The sequence below is a fragment of the Lentzea sp. NPDC042327 genome, from assembly GCF_040647275.1.
GTDB lineage: Bacteria > Actinomycetota > Actinomycetes > Mycobacteriales > Pseudonocardiaceae > Lentzea.
This window is the reverse complement of record NZ_JBEZBX010000004.1, coordinates 74,879-89,173: the sequence shown is the minus strand read 5'-3', so window position 1 is coordinate 89,173 and position 14,295 is coordinate 74,879. Positions and strand designations below refer to the sequence as shown.

At 71.3% G+C, this 14,295-nt stretch carries 13 protein-coding genes; 7 read left to right on the top strand and 6 right to left on the bottom strand.

What is annotated here, in order from left to right:
- Window positions 1-111: 111 nt before the first annotated feature.
- The 4 genes from AB0A63_RS11425 to AB0A63_RS11410 all read left to right on the top strand — a co-directional run bounded on the left by AB0A63_RS11425 (window position 112) and on the right by AB0A63_RS11410 (window position 4,790).
- On the top strand, window positions 112-1,233 hold the full coding sequence (locus AB0A63_RS11425) for an NAD(P)/FAD-dependent oxidoreductase (protein WP_360388594.1): 1,122 nt from the start codon (window positions 112-114) through the stop codon (window positions 1,231-1,233).
- Window positions 1,234-1,690: 457 nt separating this feature from the next.
- Window positions 1,691-2,656 (top strand): hypothetical protein, encoded by a 966-nt coding sequence (locus tag AB0A63_RS11420; protein WP_360388591.1) that lies wholly within the window; start codon window positions 1,691-1,693, stop codon window positions 2,654-2,656.
- Window positions 2,657-2,664: 8 nt separating this feature from the next.
- Window positions 2,665-3,042, top strand: a complete 378-nt coding sequence (locus AB0A63_RS11415) for a hypothetical protein (protein ID WP_360388589.1) — start codon at window positions 2,665-2,667, stop codon at window positions 3,040-3,042.
- A 209-nt stretch (window positions 3,043-3,251) separates the two neighbouring features.
- Entirely contained in the window at window positions 3,252-4,790 is a 1,539-nt protein-coding gene (locus AB0A63_RS11410; RefSeq protein ID WP_360388586.1) for a GMC oxidoreductase, read from the top strand.
- On the opposite strand, the gene AB0A63_RS11405 is transcribed toward AB0A63_RS11410, so the two are convergent.
- The 4 genes from AB0A63_RS11405 to AB0A63_RS11390 form a co-directional block, all read right to left on the bottom strand.
- Window positions 4,771-5,301, bottom strand: a complete 531-nt coding sequence (locus AB0A63_RS11405; protein ID WP_360388583.1) for a carboxymuconolactone decarboxylase family protein — start codon at window positions 5,299-5,301, stop codon at window positions 4,771-4,773. The genes AB0A63_RS11410 and AB0A63_RS11405 overlap by 20 nt on opposite strands.
- The gene (locus AB0A63_RS11400) at window positions 5,298-6,377 is read right to left on the bottom strand and encodes a dihydrodipicolinate reductase (protein WP_360388581.1); all 1,080 of its coding nucleotides are present in this window, start codon (window positions 6,375-6,377) and stop codon (window positions 5,298-5,300) included. The genes AB0A63_RS11405 and AB0A63_RS11400 overlap by 4 nt, the downstream gene beginning before the upstream one ends.
- A 119-nt stretch (window positions 6,378-6,496) precedes the next feature.
- Window positions 6,497-9,553, bottom strand: coding sequence for an isoleucine--tRNA ligase (gene ileS, locus AB0A63_RS11395; protein ID WP_360388579.1), 3,057 nt, complete (start codon window positions 9,551-9,553; stop codon window positions 6,497-6,499).
- A gap of 27 nt (window positions 9,554-9,580) precedes the next feature.
- A complete protein-coding gene (locus tag AB0A63_RS11390; RefSeq protein WP_360388576.1) occupies window positions 9,581-10,276 on the bottom strand; it encodes a hypothetical protein in 696 nt (231 codons plus the stop codon).
- Between the two features lie 108 nt (window positions 10,277-10,384).
- On the opposite strand from AB0A63_RS11390, the gene AB0A63_RS11385 reads away from it, so the two are divergent.
- Both AB0A63_RS11385 and AB0A63_RS11380 read left to right on the top strand, forming a co-directional pair.
- Window positions 10,385-11,257: an alpha/beta hydrolase gene (locus tag AB0A63_RS11385; RefSeq protein WP_360388574.1), complete on the top strand. Its 873-nt coding sequence runs from the start codon at window positions 10,385-10,387 to the stop codon at window positions 11,255-11,257.
- Window positions 11,258-11,267: 10 nt separating this feature from the next.
- The gene (locus AB0A63_RS11380) at window positions 11,268-11,750 is read left to right on the top strand and encodes a helix-turn-helix domain-containing protein (RefSeq protein ID WP_360388572.1); all 483 of its coding nucleotides are present in this window, start codon (window positions 11,268-11,270) and stop codon (window positions 11,748-11,750) included.
- On the opposite strand, the gene AB0A63_RS11375 is transcribed toward AB0A63_RS11380, so the two are convergent.
- Entirely contained in the window at window positions 11,725-12,207 is a 483-nt protein-coding gene (locus AB0A63_RS11375) for a PaaI family thioesterase (RefSeq protein ID WP_360388569.1), read from the bottom strand. The genes AB0A63_RS11380 and AB0A63_RS11375 overlap by 26 nt on opposite strands.
- 2 nt (window positions 12,208-12,209) lie before the next feature.
- Window positions 12,210-13,385, bottom strand: coding sequence for a thiolase family protein (locus AB0A63_RS11370; protein WP_360388566.1), 1,176 nt, complete (start codon window positions 13,383-13,385; stop codon window positions 12,210-12,212).
- Between the two features lie 127 nt (window positions 13,386-13,512).
- Between AB0A63_RS11370 and AB0A63_RS11365 the strand changes: the two genes are divergently transcribed.
- Window positions 13,513-14,175 (top strand): hypothetical protein, encoded by a 663-nt coding sequence (locus tag AB0A63_RS11365; protein ID WP_360388564.1) that lies wholly within the window; start codon window positions 13,513-13,515, stop codon window positions 14,173-14,175.
- The last annotated feature ends 120 nt before the right edge of the window (window positions 14,176-14,295 follow it).

The window sequence follows — 14,295 nt, the reverse complement described above, 5'->3', positions numbered from 1 at the left end:
ACAGGGCCCGTCAGCGGCTGTCAGGCCCTGCCAGCCGCACGTGCGCCCGGTGCCAGCGCCTCCCACCAGTCTTCTGGGCGTACACCCCAGAGCTGATCAGGAGTCCACCCCATGCACGTCACGATCACCGGCGCCGGTCTCGGCGGCCTCACCCTCGCCCGCGTGCTGCACGTGCACGGCATCGAGGCCGCGGTCTACGAGGCCGAGCCGTCACCGACCGCCCGCGCCCAGGGCGGCATGCTCGACATCCACGACTACAACGGCCAGCTCGCCATCACCGCCGCCGGGCTGATGGACGAGTTCCGCGCCATCGTCCTGGAGGGCCGCGAGGCCATGCGCGTCGTCGACCGCAACGGCACCGTCCTGATCGACAAGGCCGACGACGGCACCGGTGGCCGCCCGGAGGTGCAACGCGGCGAGCTGCGCACGTTGCTCATCGACTCGCTGCCCGAAGGCACTGTCCGATGGGGGCACAAGGTCAGCAGCGCGCGCACCCTCGACGACGGCCGCCATGAGGTCACGTTCGACAACGGCACCGTCATCGCCACCGACCTGCTCGTCGGCGCGGACGGCGCCTGGTCGCGCATCCGCCCGCTGCTGACGCCTGCGACCCCCGAGTACGCGGGCACGTCGTCCGTCGAGACCTTCCTGCTCGACGCCGACACCCGCCACCCGGGGGCCGCCGCACTGGTCGGCGGCGGCATGATGATGGCCGCCGCGCCGAACAAGGGCATCCACGCCCACCGGGAACGCGGGGGCACGCTGCACGTCTACGTGATGTTCACCGAAGCGCAGGAGTGGTTCGACCGCTTCGACTTCACCGACCCCGCCGCGGCCACCGCCGCGCTCGCGCGGGAGTTCGACGGCTGGGCCCCCGAACTGGTCGCGCTGATCACCGACACCGACACCCCGCCGCTGTGGCGGCCCCACTACGGCCTGCCCTCCGGCCACCGCTGGGAGCGCGTGCCGGGCGTGACGCTCGTCGGCGACGCCGCCCACGTCGCCGCACCGGACGGCGAGGGCGCCAACCTCGCGATGCTCGACGGCGCCGACCTCGCGCAGGCACTGGCCGCGCACCCGCACGACGTCGAGGCGGCGCTGGCGGAGTACGAGCGGAAGATGTTCGGGCGCGTGGAGGCGGGCGTCGACGAGGAGCAGCTGCTGCAAAGCCTGTTCGGGGAGAACGCGCCGCAGAACCTGGTGGACCTGTTCGCCGAGCACCAGGCGTCCTGACCCACGAGGAGCCGGTCCGTCAGACCAGGTCCGCCGGGGCACGGGCCGCGAGCGCCTCCGCGTCCGGCACCCCCAGCCGCCGTCCCGCGCCTGCCGTGCGCGGCCGGAACGCCGGTCGCACCCGCAGGTCTCGAAGCCCTCGTAGCGCAGCCCGGCCGCCAGCGCCGCGGCCACGGCCCTCCACCCGGAGTCGTCCGTGCGCCGCGGCGCCGTGAAGTCGTGGCCCGCGAACGCGTACCGGTACACGCCGCCGACGGTAGCAGGAGCCGCTCAACGTCCGAAGTGGACGAACCGCACCGCGGTGTGCAACGCCCGCGCCACCGGCTGAGCACGTCTTCACGACCGGCGACGTGCGCGGAGTCCACCACCCCGTTTCGGCCACCTGACCGGGTGAAGTTCCGCCCGAACGACGGCAGCGGCTGGCTTTTCGGCCGCGCGGTCCGGTAAGCCCTCCGGCGTGCGTTTGCCTCACGCGGTTTGGGTCGGCGGGCTGCTGGTGCCCGCCCTGCTCGCCGCCACCGGTGTGTTCGTCTACGGCAGTGGCGTCGAACGGTCGCTCGACGCCGATGTCCGCTCGGCGCTGACCAAGGCCGGCTACCACGGCGTCGTGGCGGTGGACGGGCGGTCGGTGGTGGTCAGCGAGGTGGCCCCGCGCGCGGCCGACGCCGTGCGCGCCGTGGTGTCCGACGTGGACGGTGTCGCCACCACCGAGATCCGCGCGGCCGGCCCCGAGCAACTGCTCGTGGCCGTGCGCGGCGCGGAGGTCCTGGTGTCCGGCGCGGTCGCCGACGACGCGGAACGCCGCGCGCTGGTCGACGCCGTCCAGACCCCCGGTCACCGGGTCACCGCGGCACTGCGCCTGGGAGGCACCCTGCCGATCCCGCCCGCGGTGGTCGGCCGGCTGGTGTCGGCCGCGTTGTCCGCCAGGGTGTCCGAGGTGACCACGACCGTCCACGGTGGACATGTCGCCGTGGCTGCCCGCGTGCCGGACGAGGAACGTGCCACCGCGGTCCGCGAGGCCATCCGCCAGGCCGCGAACGGCCTGCGGGTCACCGACCGCGTCGAGGTCGGCCCGTCCACCACCGCCGGCGACCTGGACGTCGCGGCCCTGCACGACTCGATCAGCCGCATGGTCAACGGCAACGGTGCGATCCGGTTCGTGCAGGGCACCACCGCCTGGGAGGGCCACGGCCCGGTGCTCGTGCACCGCGTCGGCCGCATGCTCCTGGTCGCACCCCGCGCCTCCGTCACGCTGGTCGCCCACGGCACCGACCCGGTAACGGCCACCACCCGCGGCCAGATGGTCCGCGACGAGCTCGTGGGCCAGGGCGTCTCCCCAGCCCTGATCGCCGTTGAGACCCGCCCCGCCCCCGACGGCGAGTACGACCCGGCCACCCGCCAGGTCGACGTCGTAGTCCGCTAGGAGTTCCCGTGCTCTGGTTGTTCTCGCAGATGTTCCTGCTGTGCCTGGCGTCCTTCGCCGCCGGCTGCCTGCTCACCTGGCTGGCCGTGCGCAAGCGCCACGCCGAGTCCCCGAAGCCCCGCCTCGCCCTGCCCGCACCCCGCACCGAGAACCCGATCGTGCGCCAGCAGCCGCTGCTCCAGGTCGCGGACGAACCCGTGGTGACGGTGCCCGCCGATGACGAGGAAGCGTTGCCCGTCAAGGGGAACTCGCGAACGATGGTCTACCACACGCCGGACTCGCCGTACTACCGGCGGATGAAGGGCGACGTGATGTTCGGGACCGAGACCGAGGCGCTGAAGGCCGGGTACCGGATGTGGACGACGAAGGCCCGCGTGAAGGCCTGATCGCACTTCTCCAGACCCCTCCGACGTCGAGGAAGGCCCCGTCGATCTGACTAGCAGGTAGTGACTTGCCGCACAAGCGCAGGTATAACTTGTTCTCATGCGGCAAGAGTGAGGATGATCACATGAACCACACAATGACGTGTGATAACGGTTTCAAGGGTCCCTCTCGACGTTCGTTCTTGACTGGAACAGGTTCTATTTTAGGTGGCATGGCCCTGGGTGCCGGTCTCGCACCGGCGGCCAGAGCGAGCACGATCGCCGACGCGGCGGTGGTTCCGGCGCTCGTCATCGGCACCGGGTACGGCGGGTGCGTCGCGGCGCTGCGCCTGGCCCAGGCCGGTGTCGACGTCCACATGGTCGAGATGGGCATGGCCTGGGACACGCCCGGTTCCGACGGCAAGGTCTTCGCCAACACGACCACGCCGGACCAGCGCTCGTTCTGGCTGCGCACCAGGACGAAACAGCCTTTGAGCAACTTCCTCGGCTTCCCGATCGACAAGGCGATCCCGAGGTACACCGGCATCCTCGACGCCGAGGAGTTCGGCGGCATCACCGTCTACCAGGGCCGCGGTGTCGGCGGCGGCTCCCTCGTCAACGGCGGCATGGCCGTCACGCCCCGGCGCGAGACCTTCGGCGACGTGCTGCCCGGCGTGAACGCCGACGAGATGTACGGCACCTACTACCCGCGGGCCAACGCCGAGCTCGGCGCCGGGCTCGTCAACCCGGCCTGGTTCGACGGCACCGCGTGCTACCAGTACGCGCGGGTCGGCCGCAAGCACGCCCAGCGCAGCAACTTCCCGTACGTGTTCGTGCCCACCGTGTACGACTGGGGCTACATGGAACAGGAGGCGGCGGGCACCGTCCCGAAGTCGGCGCTGGCCGGCGAGATCCTCTACGGCAACAACCACGGCAAGAAGTCCCTGCAGAAGTCCTACCTGCCCAAGATCAGGGCGACCGGGCGGGTCACCATCTCGCCGCTGCACCGGGTCGCCTCGGTCCGGCCCACGACCGGCGGCTACGCGGTCACCGTCGAGCAGCTCAACACCACCGGTGACGTCATCGCGACCAAGTCGGTGACCGCGGCGAAGGTGTTCTTCGCGGCGGGCAGCGTCGGCACCAGCAAGCTGCTGGTGAAGCTGAGGGCCACCGGTGCGCTGCCGAACCTGAACGGCGAGGTCGGCAAGGGCTGGGGTGACAACGGCAACGTCATGTGCGGCCGGGCCAACCACATGTGGGACGCCACGGGCGCGCTGCAGTCGTCCATCCCGACGCTGGGCATCGACAACTGGGCGGCCGGGGGAGCGTTCGCGGAGGTGGCGCCGCTACCGACCGGGATCGAGACCTACGCCTCGTTCTACCTGTCGATCACCAAGACCCCGCACCGCGCCGCGTTCTCCTGGAACGCCGCCACGAACAAGGTCGACCTCAACTGGCAGACGGTGTGGAAGGAGAAGTCCATCACCGCCGCCAAGACGATCTTCGACAAGATCAACGCGAAGGAGGGGACGATCTACCGGACCGACCTGTTCGGCGTGTACAAGATCTGGGGCGACCACCTGACCTACCACCCGCTCGGCGGCGCGGTCCTGGGCAGGGCCACCGACGCCTACGGCCGCCTGCACGGCTATCCGGGGCTGTACGTCATCGACGGGTCGCTCATCCCCGGCACGACCGTGGTGAACCCGTTCGTCACCATCACCGCGCTCGCGGAACGCAACATCGAGAAGATCATCGCCACGGACCTGTGACCGGGTCTGTGAAGTCCTGCGTGGACGCTCCCAGCTGACTCGGCAGCACGCAGACCGCGTCGAGCCCGAGCACGTGGTTCAACCGGCCGAACGAGAGCCACGCGCCGATGCTCATGGTCAGCTCCACGATCTCCACCTGGCTGTACGACGCGGTCATGCGGGACCAGAAGTCCTCGTCGAGACCGTGGTGGTCCAGTGCGTACCGCTCGGCGTACTCGGCGGCCATCCTGGTGCGGTCGTCGAAGGCGTCGGTGGTGCGCCACTGGGTCACCGCGTCGAGGAACCCGTCCTCGACCTTCTGCCCGTCGCGCTCGGTCCGCCAGTCGAGGCAGAACAGGCACCCGTTGATCTGCGCGGTCCGCAGCCGTGCCGCCTCGAACTCGCGCAGCCCGAGCGTGGTGTGCTGGTAGACAGCGAGCGAGAAGTTCGCCGCGGCGACACCGATGCCCGGCACCATCTCGCTCCACACGTACCCGATGGGGTCCTTGCCCTGCGGGATGTCGACGTTCACCGCACACTCCTCCCCAGCTTGCCCGCCACCGGTCGCAGCGGCACGTCCAACGCGTCGTAGAGACCGGGTTCCGCCGCGGCCAGCCAGTCGATGGCGTTCACGAGCCGCCCGACCGCCGTCGCGTTGCCGCCCGCGGACCGGTTCTCGCCCTCGTCGTCGGCCTCGACGGACACCTCGATGCGCGGCCGGCCCTCGATGATCACCTTGTGCGCGCCGTCGCCGGAGGGCGGCATCGGCCAGTCCGGCGCGCAGGACGGGTGGATGCGCGTGACGTGCTCGATCACGATCAACGGCTCGCCGCCGACGACCCCCTGCACCTCGAACCGGATCGCGCCCTGCGTGCCCGCCTCGAACTCGCCCATGGTCCGCGTCGTCACCGTCTCGTCGAGCGCGCGCCGGTCGACGGTCTCGCGGATCTCGTCGACCTCCACGCCCAGCGCCCTGGCCATCAGCCGGATCTGGCCGCCCCACACCATGGTCGGCACCGTCGCCATCAGCATCGGCGCCTGGTAGTCGAGCGGCTGGCCCATGCCGATCAGCCACCGCACCGCGTCGGGCTGGTCGTAGGTCGAGTAGTCGAAGATCTCCTGGCAGCGCACCGCGTCGATCCGGCTGCCCAGTCCGCTGATCAGCAACGGCAGCACGTCGTTGCCCCAGCCGGGGTCCACACCCGACACGAACAGCGACCCGCCGCCGTCCGCGATCGCCTTCAGCGCCGGGTCGCGCAGCTCCGGCGGCGCACTGCGGTGGTCGTAGAGCGCGTACAGCGACGGCGTCACCACCACCGCGCCCGCCGCGATCGCCCTGGTGATGTCGGCGAGCGCCTCGGCCGGCCGCACGTCACCCGAGGCCGCGTAGACGACGGCCCGCGGACCCGTGGCGAGCACCGCGCCGATGTCGTCGGTCGCGACGATCCCTGTGTTGTAACCGGTTCCAGCAAGCTCACCGGCGTCGCGTCCCACCTTGTTGGCGTCGTGCACGACCACCGCGGTCAACTTCAACCCAGGATGGGCCTCCACGGCCCGAATTGCCGCACGCCCGACGTTGCCCGTGCCCCACACCACTGTGGCGATCATGCGCTGTAGCCTAACTAGAACACGTTCCAGTTTCTAGTGCAGTCCCGTTCCCGCTCCCAAATCCACCCGCGGGGCGTAACCCCCTGCCTTCCACGGCATCTGCAACAAGCGGGGTGGGGCTAGGGTTTGTGGAGTTGGACGGTCAGCTCCTTGCCTGGGTGCAGGAGAAGGGACACGGCCAGCGTTTCGCGTTCGACGAAATCGCGGTGCGTGTGAACGGCCGCCGCGACGTCCTCGGGTGCCGTCAGGACGACCTCGATGCGGTCGGAGACGTCGAACCCGGAGTCCTTGCGGGCCTGCTGCACCAGCCGGACCACGTCCCGCGCCAGGCCCTCCGCCTCCAGCTCCGGCGTGAGCGCGGTGTCGAGCGCGATCGTCACGCCCTGCTGCGCACCCACGACCCAACCGCTGCGCGGCGCCTCGGTGACCAGCACGTCATCCGGCGAGAGCGTGACGGACCCGGCCAGCTCGGCCGCACCCGTGGCGCGCAGGGCCTCCGCCAACGAGCGGGGGTCCGCGGCCGTGATCGCCGCCGCCACCTCCTGGGTGCGCTTGCCGAACCGCTTGCCCAGTACGCGGAAGTTCGGCCGCACCTCGATGTCGACCACCTCGCTCGCGGCGTCGAGCGGCAGCACGACCTTGACGTTGAGCTCGTCACCGACGTCGTCGAGCAGCTCCCGCGGCAACGGAACGCTGACCAGCGCGCGGCTCAACGGCTGGCGGATGCGCAGACCCGCGGACTTGCGCGCGGCACGGCCCAGCTCCGCGACCACGCGGGCACTCGCGACCTGCGCGGACAGCTCGGGGGAGACGCGGGCGGGATCGCTGACGGGCCACGTGGCCAGGTGCACCGAGTCCGCGGCGGCGGGGTCGTGCGGCCTGATCACCCGCTGCCAGACCTCCTCGGTGATGAACGGCACGAACGGCGCCAGCAGCCGGGTGAGCACCTCCAGGCACTCGTGCAGCGTCGCCAGCGCGTTCTCGTCGCCGCGCGAGAACCGTTGCCGCGACCGGCGCACGTACCAGTTCGACAGGTCGTCGACGAACCCGGCGAGCAACCGGCCGGCCTGCGCGGTGTCGTACTGCTCCATCGCAACGTCGACGGCGGCCACGAGCGCGTGCAGCTCGGAGAGCACCCACCGGTCGAGCACCGGCCGGTCGGAGCCCGCGGTCCACGTGGCACCCGAGGCGTGGAGGCTGAAGAACGAGGCGGTGTTCCAGTACGTCAGCAGCACCTTGCGCACGATCTCGTCCAGCGGCCCGGCACCGACGCGGCGTGCCGACCACGGCGAGCCCGAGCAGGCCATGAACCACCGCAACGCGTCCGCGCCATGCGTGTCCATCAACGGGATCGGCTCGATGATGTTGCCCAGGTGCTTGCTCATCTTGCGGCCGTCCTCGGCCAGGATGTGGCCCAGGCACACGACGTTCTCGTACGGCGACTTGCCGAACACCAGAGTGCCGATCGCCATCAGCGTGTAGAACCAGCCGCGGGTCTGGTCGATCGCCTCGCAGATGTACTGCGCCGGGTAGGTGGCCTCGAACGCCTCGACGCTGCCGGGCAGGTGCGGGTAGCCGAGCGAGGCGAACGGCATCGCGCCCGAGTCGTACCAGGCGTCGATGACCTCCGGCACCCGCGTGGCCACCTCGCCGCAGTCCGGGCAGGCGAACGTGACCGCGTCCACGAACGGCCGGTGCGGGTCCAGTGTGGACAGATCAGCCCCGGCCAGCCGCCCCAGCTCCGCCCGCGAGCCCACGGCCGTGACGTGCCCGCCGTCGCAGCGCCACAGCGGCAGCGGCGTGCCCCAGTAGCGCGTCCGCGACAGCGCCCAGTCGACGTTGTTGACCAGCCAGTCGCCGTAGCGGCCGTGCTTGATGTGCTCGGGGAACCAGTTCGTCGCCTCGTTCTCCCGCAGCAGCTCCGCGCGCACCTCGGTCGTGCGGACGTACCACGACGGCTGCGCGTAATAGAGCAGCGGCCAGTGGCAACGCCAGCAGTGCGGGTACGGGTGCTCGAAGTCCTCGTAGCGGAACAGCCGGCCGGTCCGGCGCAGCTCCTCGACCAGCACGGGGTCGGCGTCCTTGAAGAACGTCCCGCCCACCAGCGGCACCTCTGCCAGGAACCGCCCGTCCCGCCCGACCGGGTTGACCAGCGGCAGCCCGTTCTCCCTCGCCACGGCCAGGTCCTCGGCGCCGAACGCCGGCGCCTGGTGCACCAGACCGGTGCCGTCGGTGGTCGTCACGTAGCCGGCGAGCACCACCCGGTGCGCGTCGGGGATGTCGATGAGCTCGAACGGCCGCTCGTACCGCAGCCCGGCCAGCTCCGCACCGGTGAGCGCCGCCAGCACCTCGGCGTCGCCGAGAACGGCCTCGACCCGCGGCTCGGCCACCACGAACACGCCGTCCCCGGTGCGCGCGACCACGTAGGTGACCTCCGGGTGCACGGCGACCGCGGTGTTGGACACCAGCGTCCACGGCGTCGTGGTCCAGATCAGCAGCTCGGCGCCGTCGATGCCGTGCAGCGGCTCGACGAGGGGGAGTCGCACGTAGGCGGACGGGTCCGTCACCGTCTCGTACCCCTGCGCCACCTCGTGGTCGGACAACGTGGTCTGGTCGTTCGCGCAGTACGGCGTGACCCGGAAGTCCTCGACCAACCGGCCGTCGGCGTGGATGCGCTGCAACGACCACCAGACGCTGTCGACGTACTCCGGCGTCATCGTCTCGTACGGGTGCGCCAGGTCGATCCAGTAGCCCATCCGCTCGGTGAGCTGCTCGAACGCGCCGACGTGCCGCAGCACGGACTCCCGGCAGCGCGCGTTGAACTCGGCGACGCCCATCCGCTCGACATCGGGCTTGCCGGACAGCCCGAGCTCCTTCTCGACCGCCAGCTCCACCGGCAGCCCGTGGCAGTCCCACCCGGCCCTGCGCGGCACCGAGCAGCCCTTCATCGTGCGGTAGCGCGGGAACACGTCCTTGAACACGCGCGCTTCGACGTGGTGTGTGCCCGGCATGCCGTTCGCGGTCGGTGGTCCCTCGTAGAACACCCACGCGGGCCCTTGGGCGGTCTGCTCGACGCTGCGGGCGAACACGTCGTTGTCCTGCCACCACCGGATGATCCGGCGGTCCAGGTCACCGAGGTCCACCTTGGACGGCAGCGGGCGGGCGTTCTCGCTCATGCCGGCCATGATCCTCCAGTCGCGCGGTCAGGCGCCGAGCGGCGTGCGGAGCTTCGCGGCCCTGGCTGCTCCGTACCTGGTGGTCAGCAGCTGGTCGACCAGCTGCTCGGAGGTCAGGCCCTCGCGGTTCTTCTGCTGGTTGAACGCCAGGTCGGAGAGGTCGAACAGGGCCGGCAGGTCGAACTTCCACACACCGTCCTCGAGGCCGAAGCCGATCATGCCCGACGCCTGCTCGCCCCGGACGGCGTAGCGGGCCAGCGCGACGCCGTTGTGGATCGTCGGCCGGCTCAGCGCGATGTCGCGGGCGTCGTCCGCGTTGACCAGACCCCGGTCGATGATCGTCTTCACCAGGTCCTGCGGCGAGCCGGTGCGCAGCACGGCGTGGTCGAGCTCGGCGCGCATCGCGTACGTGAGGAGGCGGGCGCTCGGCCGCTGGGTCGCGACCGTCTGCTCGGTGCCGGTGACCGCTTCCCGCCTGATCCCGTCGTAGATCTTGAAGGTGTTGCTCAGCAGCACGGGGAGGGCGGCGGCGCCGTCCTTGGCCAGCGCGGCTTCCCGGTAGGTCTCGAAGGCGGCGGAGATGGCCTGCGGATCACCGGCGGACGTCGGCACGGTCGTCGGCGCGCCGCTGGACGCCCCGGTCGAAGGCGGTGCGGCGTCCGGAGCCGGGGTGGTGCAGGCGGCCGCTGCCAGGCACAGGACGGCCGCGATGAGTCGCTTCACGGGCGGAGCGTAATCGACGAAGCAGGCCGGGACCGCCGGGTTTTGACAACACAGGCTAATGGCATTAGCTTTTGGCTAACGACATTAGCCGAGGCTCTGGAGAACAGCGTGACCGAGCACCTGGAGATCGACGGCAACACCCTCGCCTACGACCTGATCGGGCAGGGGCCGCTCGTCGTGCTCGCCCACGGCATCGGCGACAGCCGCCACTCCTACCGCTTCCTCGCCCCGGCACTGGCCGCGCAGGGGTACCGGGTGGCGAACGTCGACCTCCGCGGCTGCGGTGACTCCGGCGTCGGCTGGGACGGTTACAGCCGCACCGACATCGCGGGGGACCTGGTGGCCGTCATCCGCCACCTGGGCGGCCCGGCGGTGATCATCGGTCAGTCCATCAGCGGCGGTGCGGCGACGATCGCGGCCGCCACCGCGCCCGACGTCGTCGCCGGTGTCGTGGAGCTCGCGCCGTTCACCCGCGCGCAGTCCTTCGACGTGGGCGGGCTGCTGCGGGTGCGCCGCTTCCGCGCCGGGTACGCGCAGCTCGCGAAGGTCATGATCGCGGGCAGCCTGCCGGGCTGGACGAGGTACCTGGACCTCGCGGTGCCGGTGAAGCCGGCCGACTGGACCGCGGAGCTCGCGCGCATCGAGGCCAAGCTCGGCGAACCCGGTCGGATGGGGGTGCTGCGGGCCATGTGCAAGACCAGCCCCGCCGACGCCGGTGCGCGGCTGGCCGACGTCACCTGCCCGGTGCTCGTCGTCATGGGCGACGCCGACCCCGACTGGGCCGACCCGCGGGCCGAGGGGGAGAAGGTGCTCGCCGGCCTGCCCCGGGGTTGCGGTGAGCTGGCCGTCATCGAGGGTGCCGGCCACTACCCGCACGTGCAGACCCCCGACGAGGTCCTCGCGCTGTGCCTGCCGTTCCTGGCCGCGACGCTGGCGGACCGCCCCGCCAAGCTGGGTATGTCCGACACTAGCCAGGTGTAGGCTCCCCTGCATGCCCATGCAGATGAAGGGCCCGTTGGCCGCGCTGGACCAGTGGCAGCCGGACCGGTGCTCGATCGCGCTGGCGCTGGACGTCATCGGCACGAAGTCGGCGGTCCTCCTGCTGCGCGAGGCCTTCTACGGCACGACGAGGTTCGACGCGTTCGTGCGGCGCGTGGGCATCACCGAGGCCGTCGCGGCCAAGCGTCTCAAGGAACTGGTCGAGGCCGGCGTGCTCGCCAAACGCCCGTACCGGGAGCCCGGCGCGCGCACGCGGTACGAGTACGTGCTGACCGACATGGGCAACGCGCTGCTGCCGGTGGTCGTCGCCCTCATGCAGTGGGGCGACACCTACCTGCGCGAGGACGGCCCGTTGCAGGTGGTGGCCGCCGAGACCGGTGAACCGGTGAGCGTGCACGTCGTCCCCTCCGGCGCCGGGTCGCTCACGCCGGAGGGGTTGCAGGTGCGGATCAACCGAGGAGCAGGCACGTCGTGACGGCGTGCGCGATCACGCGGCCGGATGCGTCGGTGACGCGGCCCTCGGCCGTGGCGGTGCGGCGCCCGCTGGACACCACCCGGCCCTCGCACGTGAGCGTGCCGCTGCCGAGCGTGGCCGGGCGGGTGAACTTGATCGTGAGGTCCAGCGAGGTGTAGCCGGTGCCCGCGGGCAGCCTGCTGTGCACCGCGCACCCGAGCGCGGTGTCGGCGAGCGTCGACAGGACGCCGCCGTGCACCGAGCCGATCGGGTTGTAGTGCCACTCGGCCGGTGTCAGCTCGAACCGCGCGTAGCCGTCACCGATCTCGGCCATTCTCAGGCCGGTGGTCTCGGCGGCAGGGGGAGCGGGCAGGTCGCCGCTGCCGATCTTCTTGAGGAACTCGGCGCCGTCCAGCTCGCTCGCCGCCCGGGCGAGCAGCCGCGGGTCGCTCCAGCCGTAGGTGCGGGTCCGGTCCACCGTCAGACCCTCTCGATGATCGTCGCGTTGGCCAGTCCGCCCGCCTCGCACATGACCTGCAACCCGAACCGGCCGCTGGTCTGCTCCAGCGCGTTCAGCAACGTCGTCATCAGCCGCGCCCCGGACGCGCCCAGCGGGTGCCCGATCGCGATGGCGCCGCCGTTGACGTTGACCTTCGCCGGGTCCGCGCCGGTCTCCGCCTGCCACGCCAGCACGACCGGCGCGAACGCCTCGTTGACCTCGAACACGTCGATGTCGTTGATCGTGAGCCCGGCGCGGGCCAGCACCTTGTGGGTGGCGGGGATGATGCCGGTGAGCATGAGGACGGGGTCGTCGCCGGCGACGGCGAACGAGTGCACGCGGGCCCGTGGCCGCAGCCCGTGCCGCGCCGCCGCCTCCTCGCTGGTGAGCAGCACGGCCGCAGCGCCGTCGTTGACCGGTGAGCTGTTGCCGGCGGTGATCCGCCAGTCCAGCTCGGGGAACCGCGTCTCCCAGTGCTCTGCCCGGAACGCCGGTCGCAGCCCGGCCAGCACCTCGGCGGTCGTGTCGGGGCGGATCGTCTCGTCCACCGCCAGGTCGGTCACCGCCACGACCTGCGCGTCGAAGAGCCCGTCCTTCCACGCCGCGGCGGCCTTCTGGTGCGACTCGGCGGAGAACTCGTCGAGCCGCGCCCGCGACAGGCCCCACCTCCGCGCGATCAGCTCCGCGCTGATGCCCTGCGGCACCAGCCCCTCCGGGTAGCGCGCGGCGACCTTCGTCCCGAGGAAGTCCCTGCCCAGCGCCTGCGACCCGATCGGGACGCGGCTCATCGACTCGACCCCGGACGCGACCACCACGTCGTAGGCGCCGGCCAGCACCCCCTGCGCCGCGAAGTGCAGCGCCTGCTGGCTCGACCCGCACTGCCGGTCCACGGTCACGCCCGGCACCGACTCCGGGAACCCGGCCGCGAGCGCCGCCCACCGCGCCGTGTTGCCCGACTGCTCGCCGACCTGGCCGACGGCGCCGCTGATGACGTCGTCGACCGCGGCCGGGTCGAGCCCGGTGCGGTCGACGAGTGCCTTGAGGACCGCGCTGTGCAGGTCCACCGGGTGGATCTCGGAGTACGCGCCACCGGGCTTGCCCTTGGCCAGCGGGGTGCGGACGGCGTCGACGACGACAGCCTGACTAGTGGAAGGCATAGTCAGGACGCTACCCCCTGACTGTGCTCAAGCCAAGCCAGGTTGCGAGGGAAAACCGCTGTGCCGGATTTGGTTAGATCATCTCCGTGCGCCCGTTGCCGGGCGCGTGACTCCTGGGGGAAACAAGTTGAAGAAGCGCATTTGTGCTGCCGTCGTGGCGATCGCCGCCCTGGCCACGACCGCCTGCGGTGGTGAGCCGGCTGCGGCGCCGCCGGTCACGACGACCACCACGACGACGGCGCCGCCGACCGCGGCGGAGCTGGACCTGCGCGCCAAGGCGGCGATCGCCCCGCCCGGTGCGTTCGACGCCCAGGGCGGCAAGGTCGGGTCGAGCACACCCGCCACCGACACCGACCCCGGCCTGGAGGGCGAGCCGGTCACCTTCGTCTGCAAGACCAGTGAGCTGTTCGCCGACGGCATGTCGGTCTCGCGGACGCGCACCTGGGACGGGCGGGTGGACCTGTTCCAGCGGGTTCACGCCACGGCCGACCGCCCGGCGGCCACGCTGGTCGAGCGGGTGCGGACCTGGGCGCAGCAGTGCACCCAGTACCGCGGCGCCGACAAGATCAAGCTCGAGCTCCCGCTCACCAAGCCGCAGGGCGTCGACGACTTCTACGCCTACTGCGAGACGACCGAGGACCCCGCGCTCATCGACTGGTCGTGCCACGCGGTCATGGGCCGCGGCACGCTCATCACGGTCGTGGTGGCGTTCGGTCCCACGCAGGCGGCGGCCGAGGCGCAGCTGACCTCCGCGGTGCCGATCTTCGCGGAGACGTTCGCGAAGGCGTGACCGTGCGCGCCGGTGGTCCGCCACAGCGATGGCGGACCACCGGGTTGCACAACGCTCACATCGAAACTGTCGCGCAGATCTCGCCTGCTCAACAGCCACTAGCGCGGTGCCGTGCTCCAT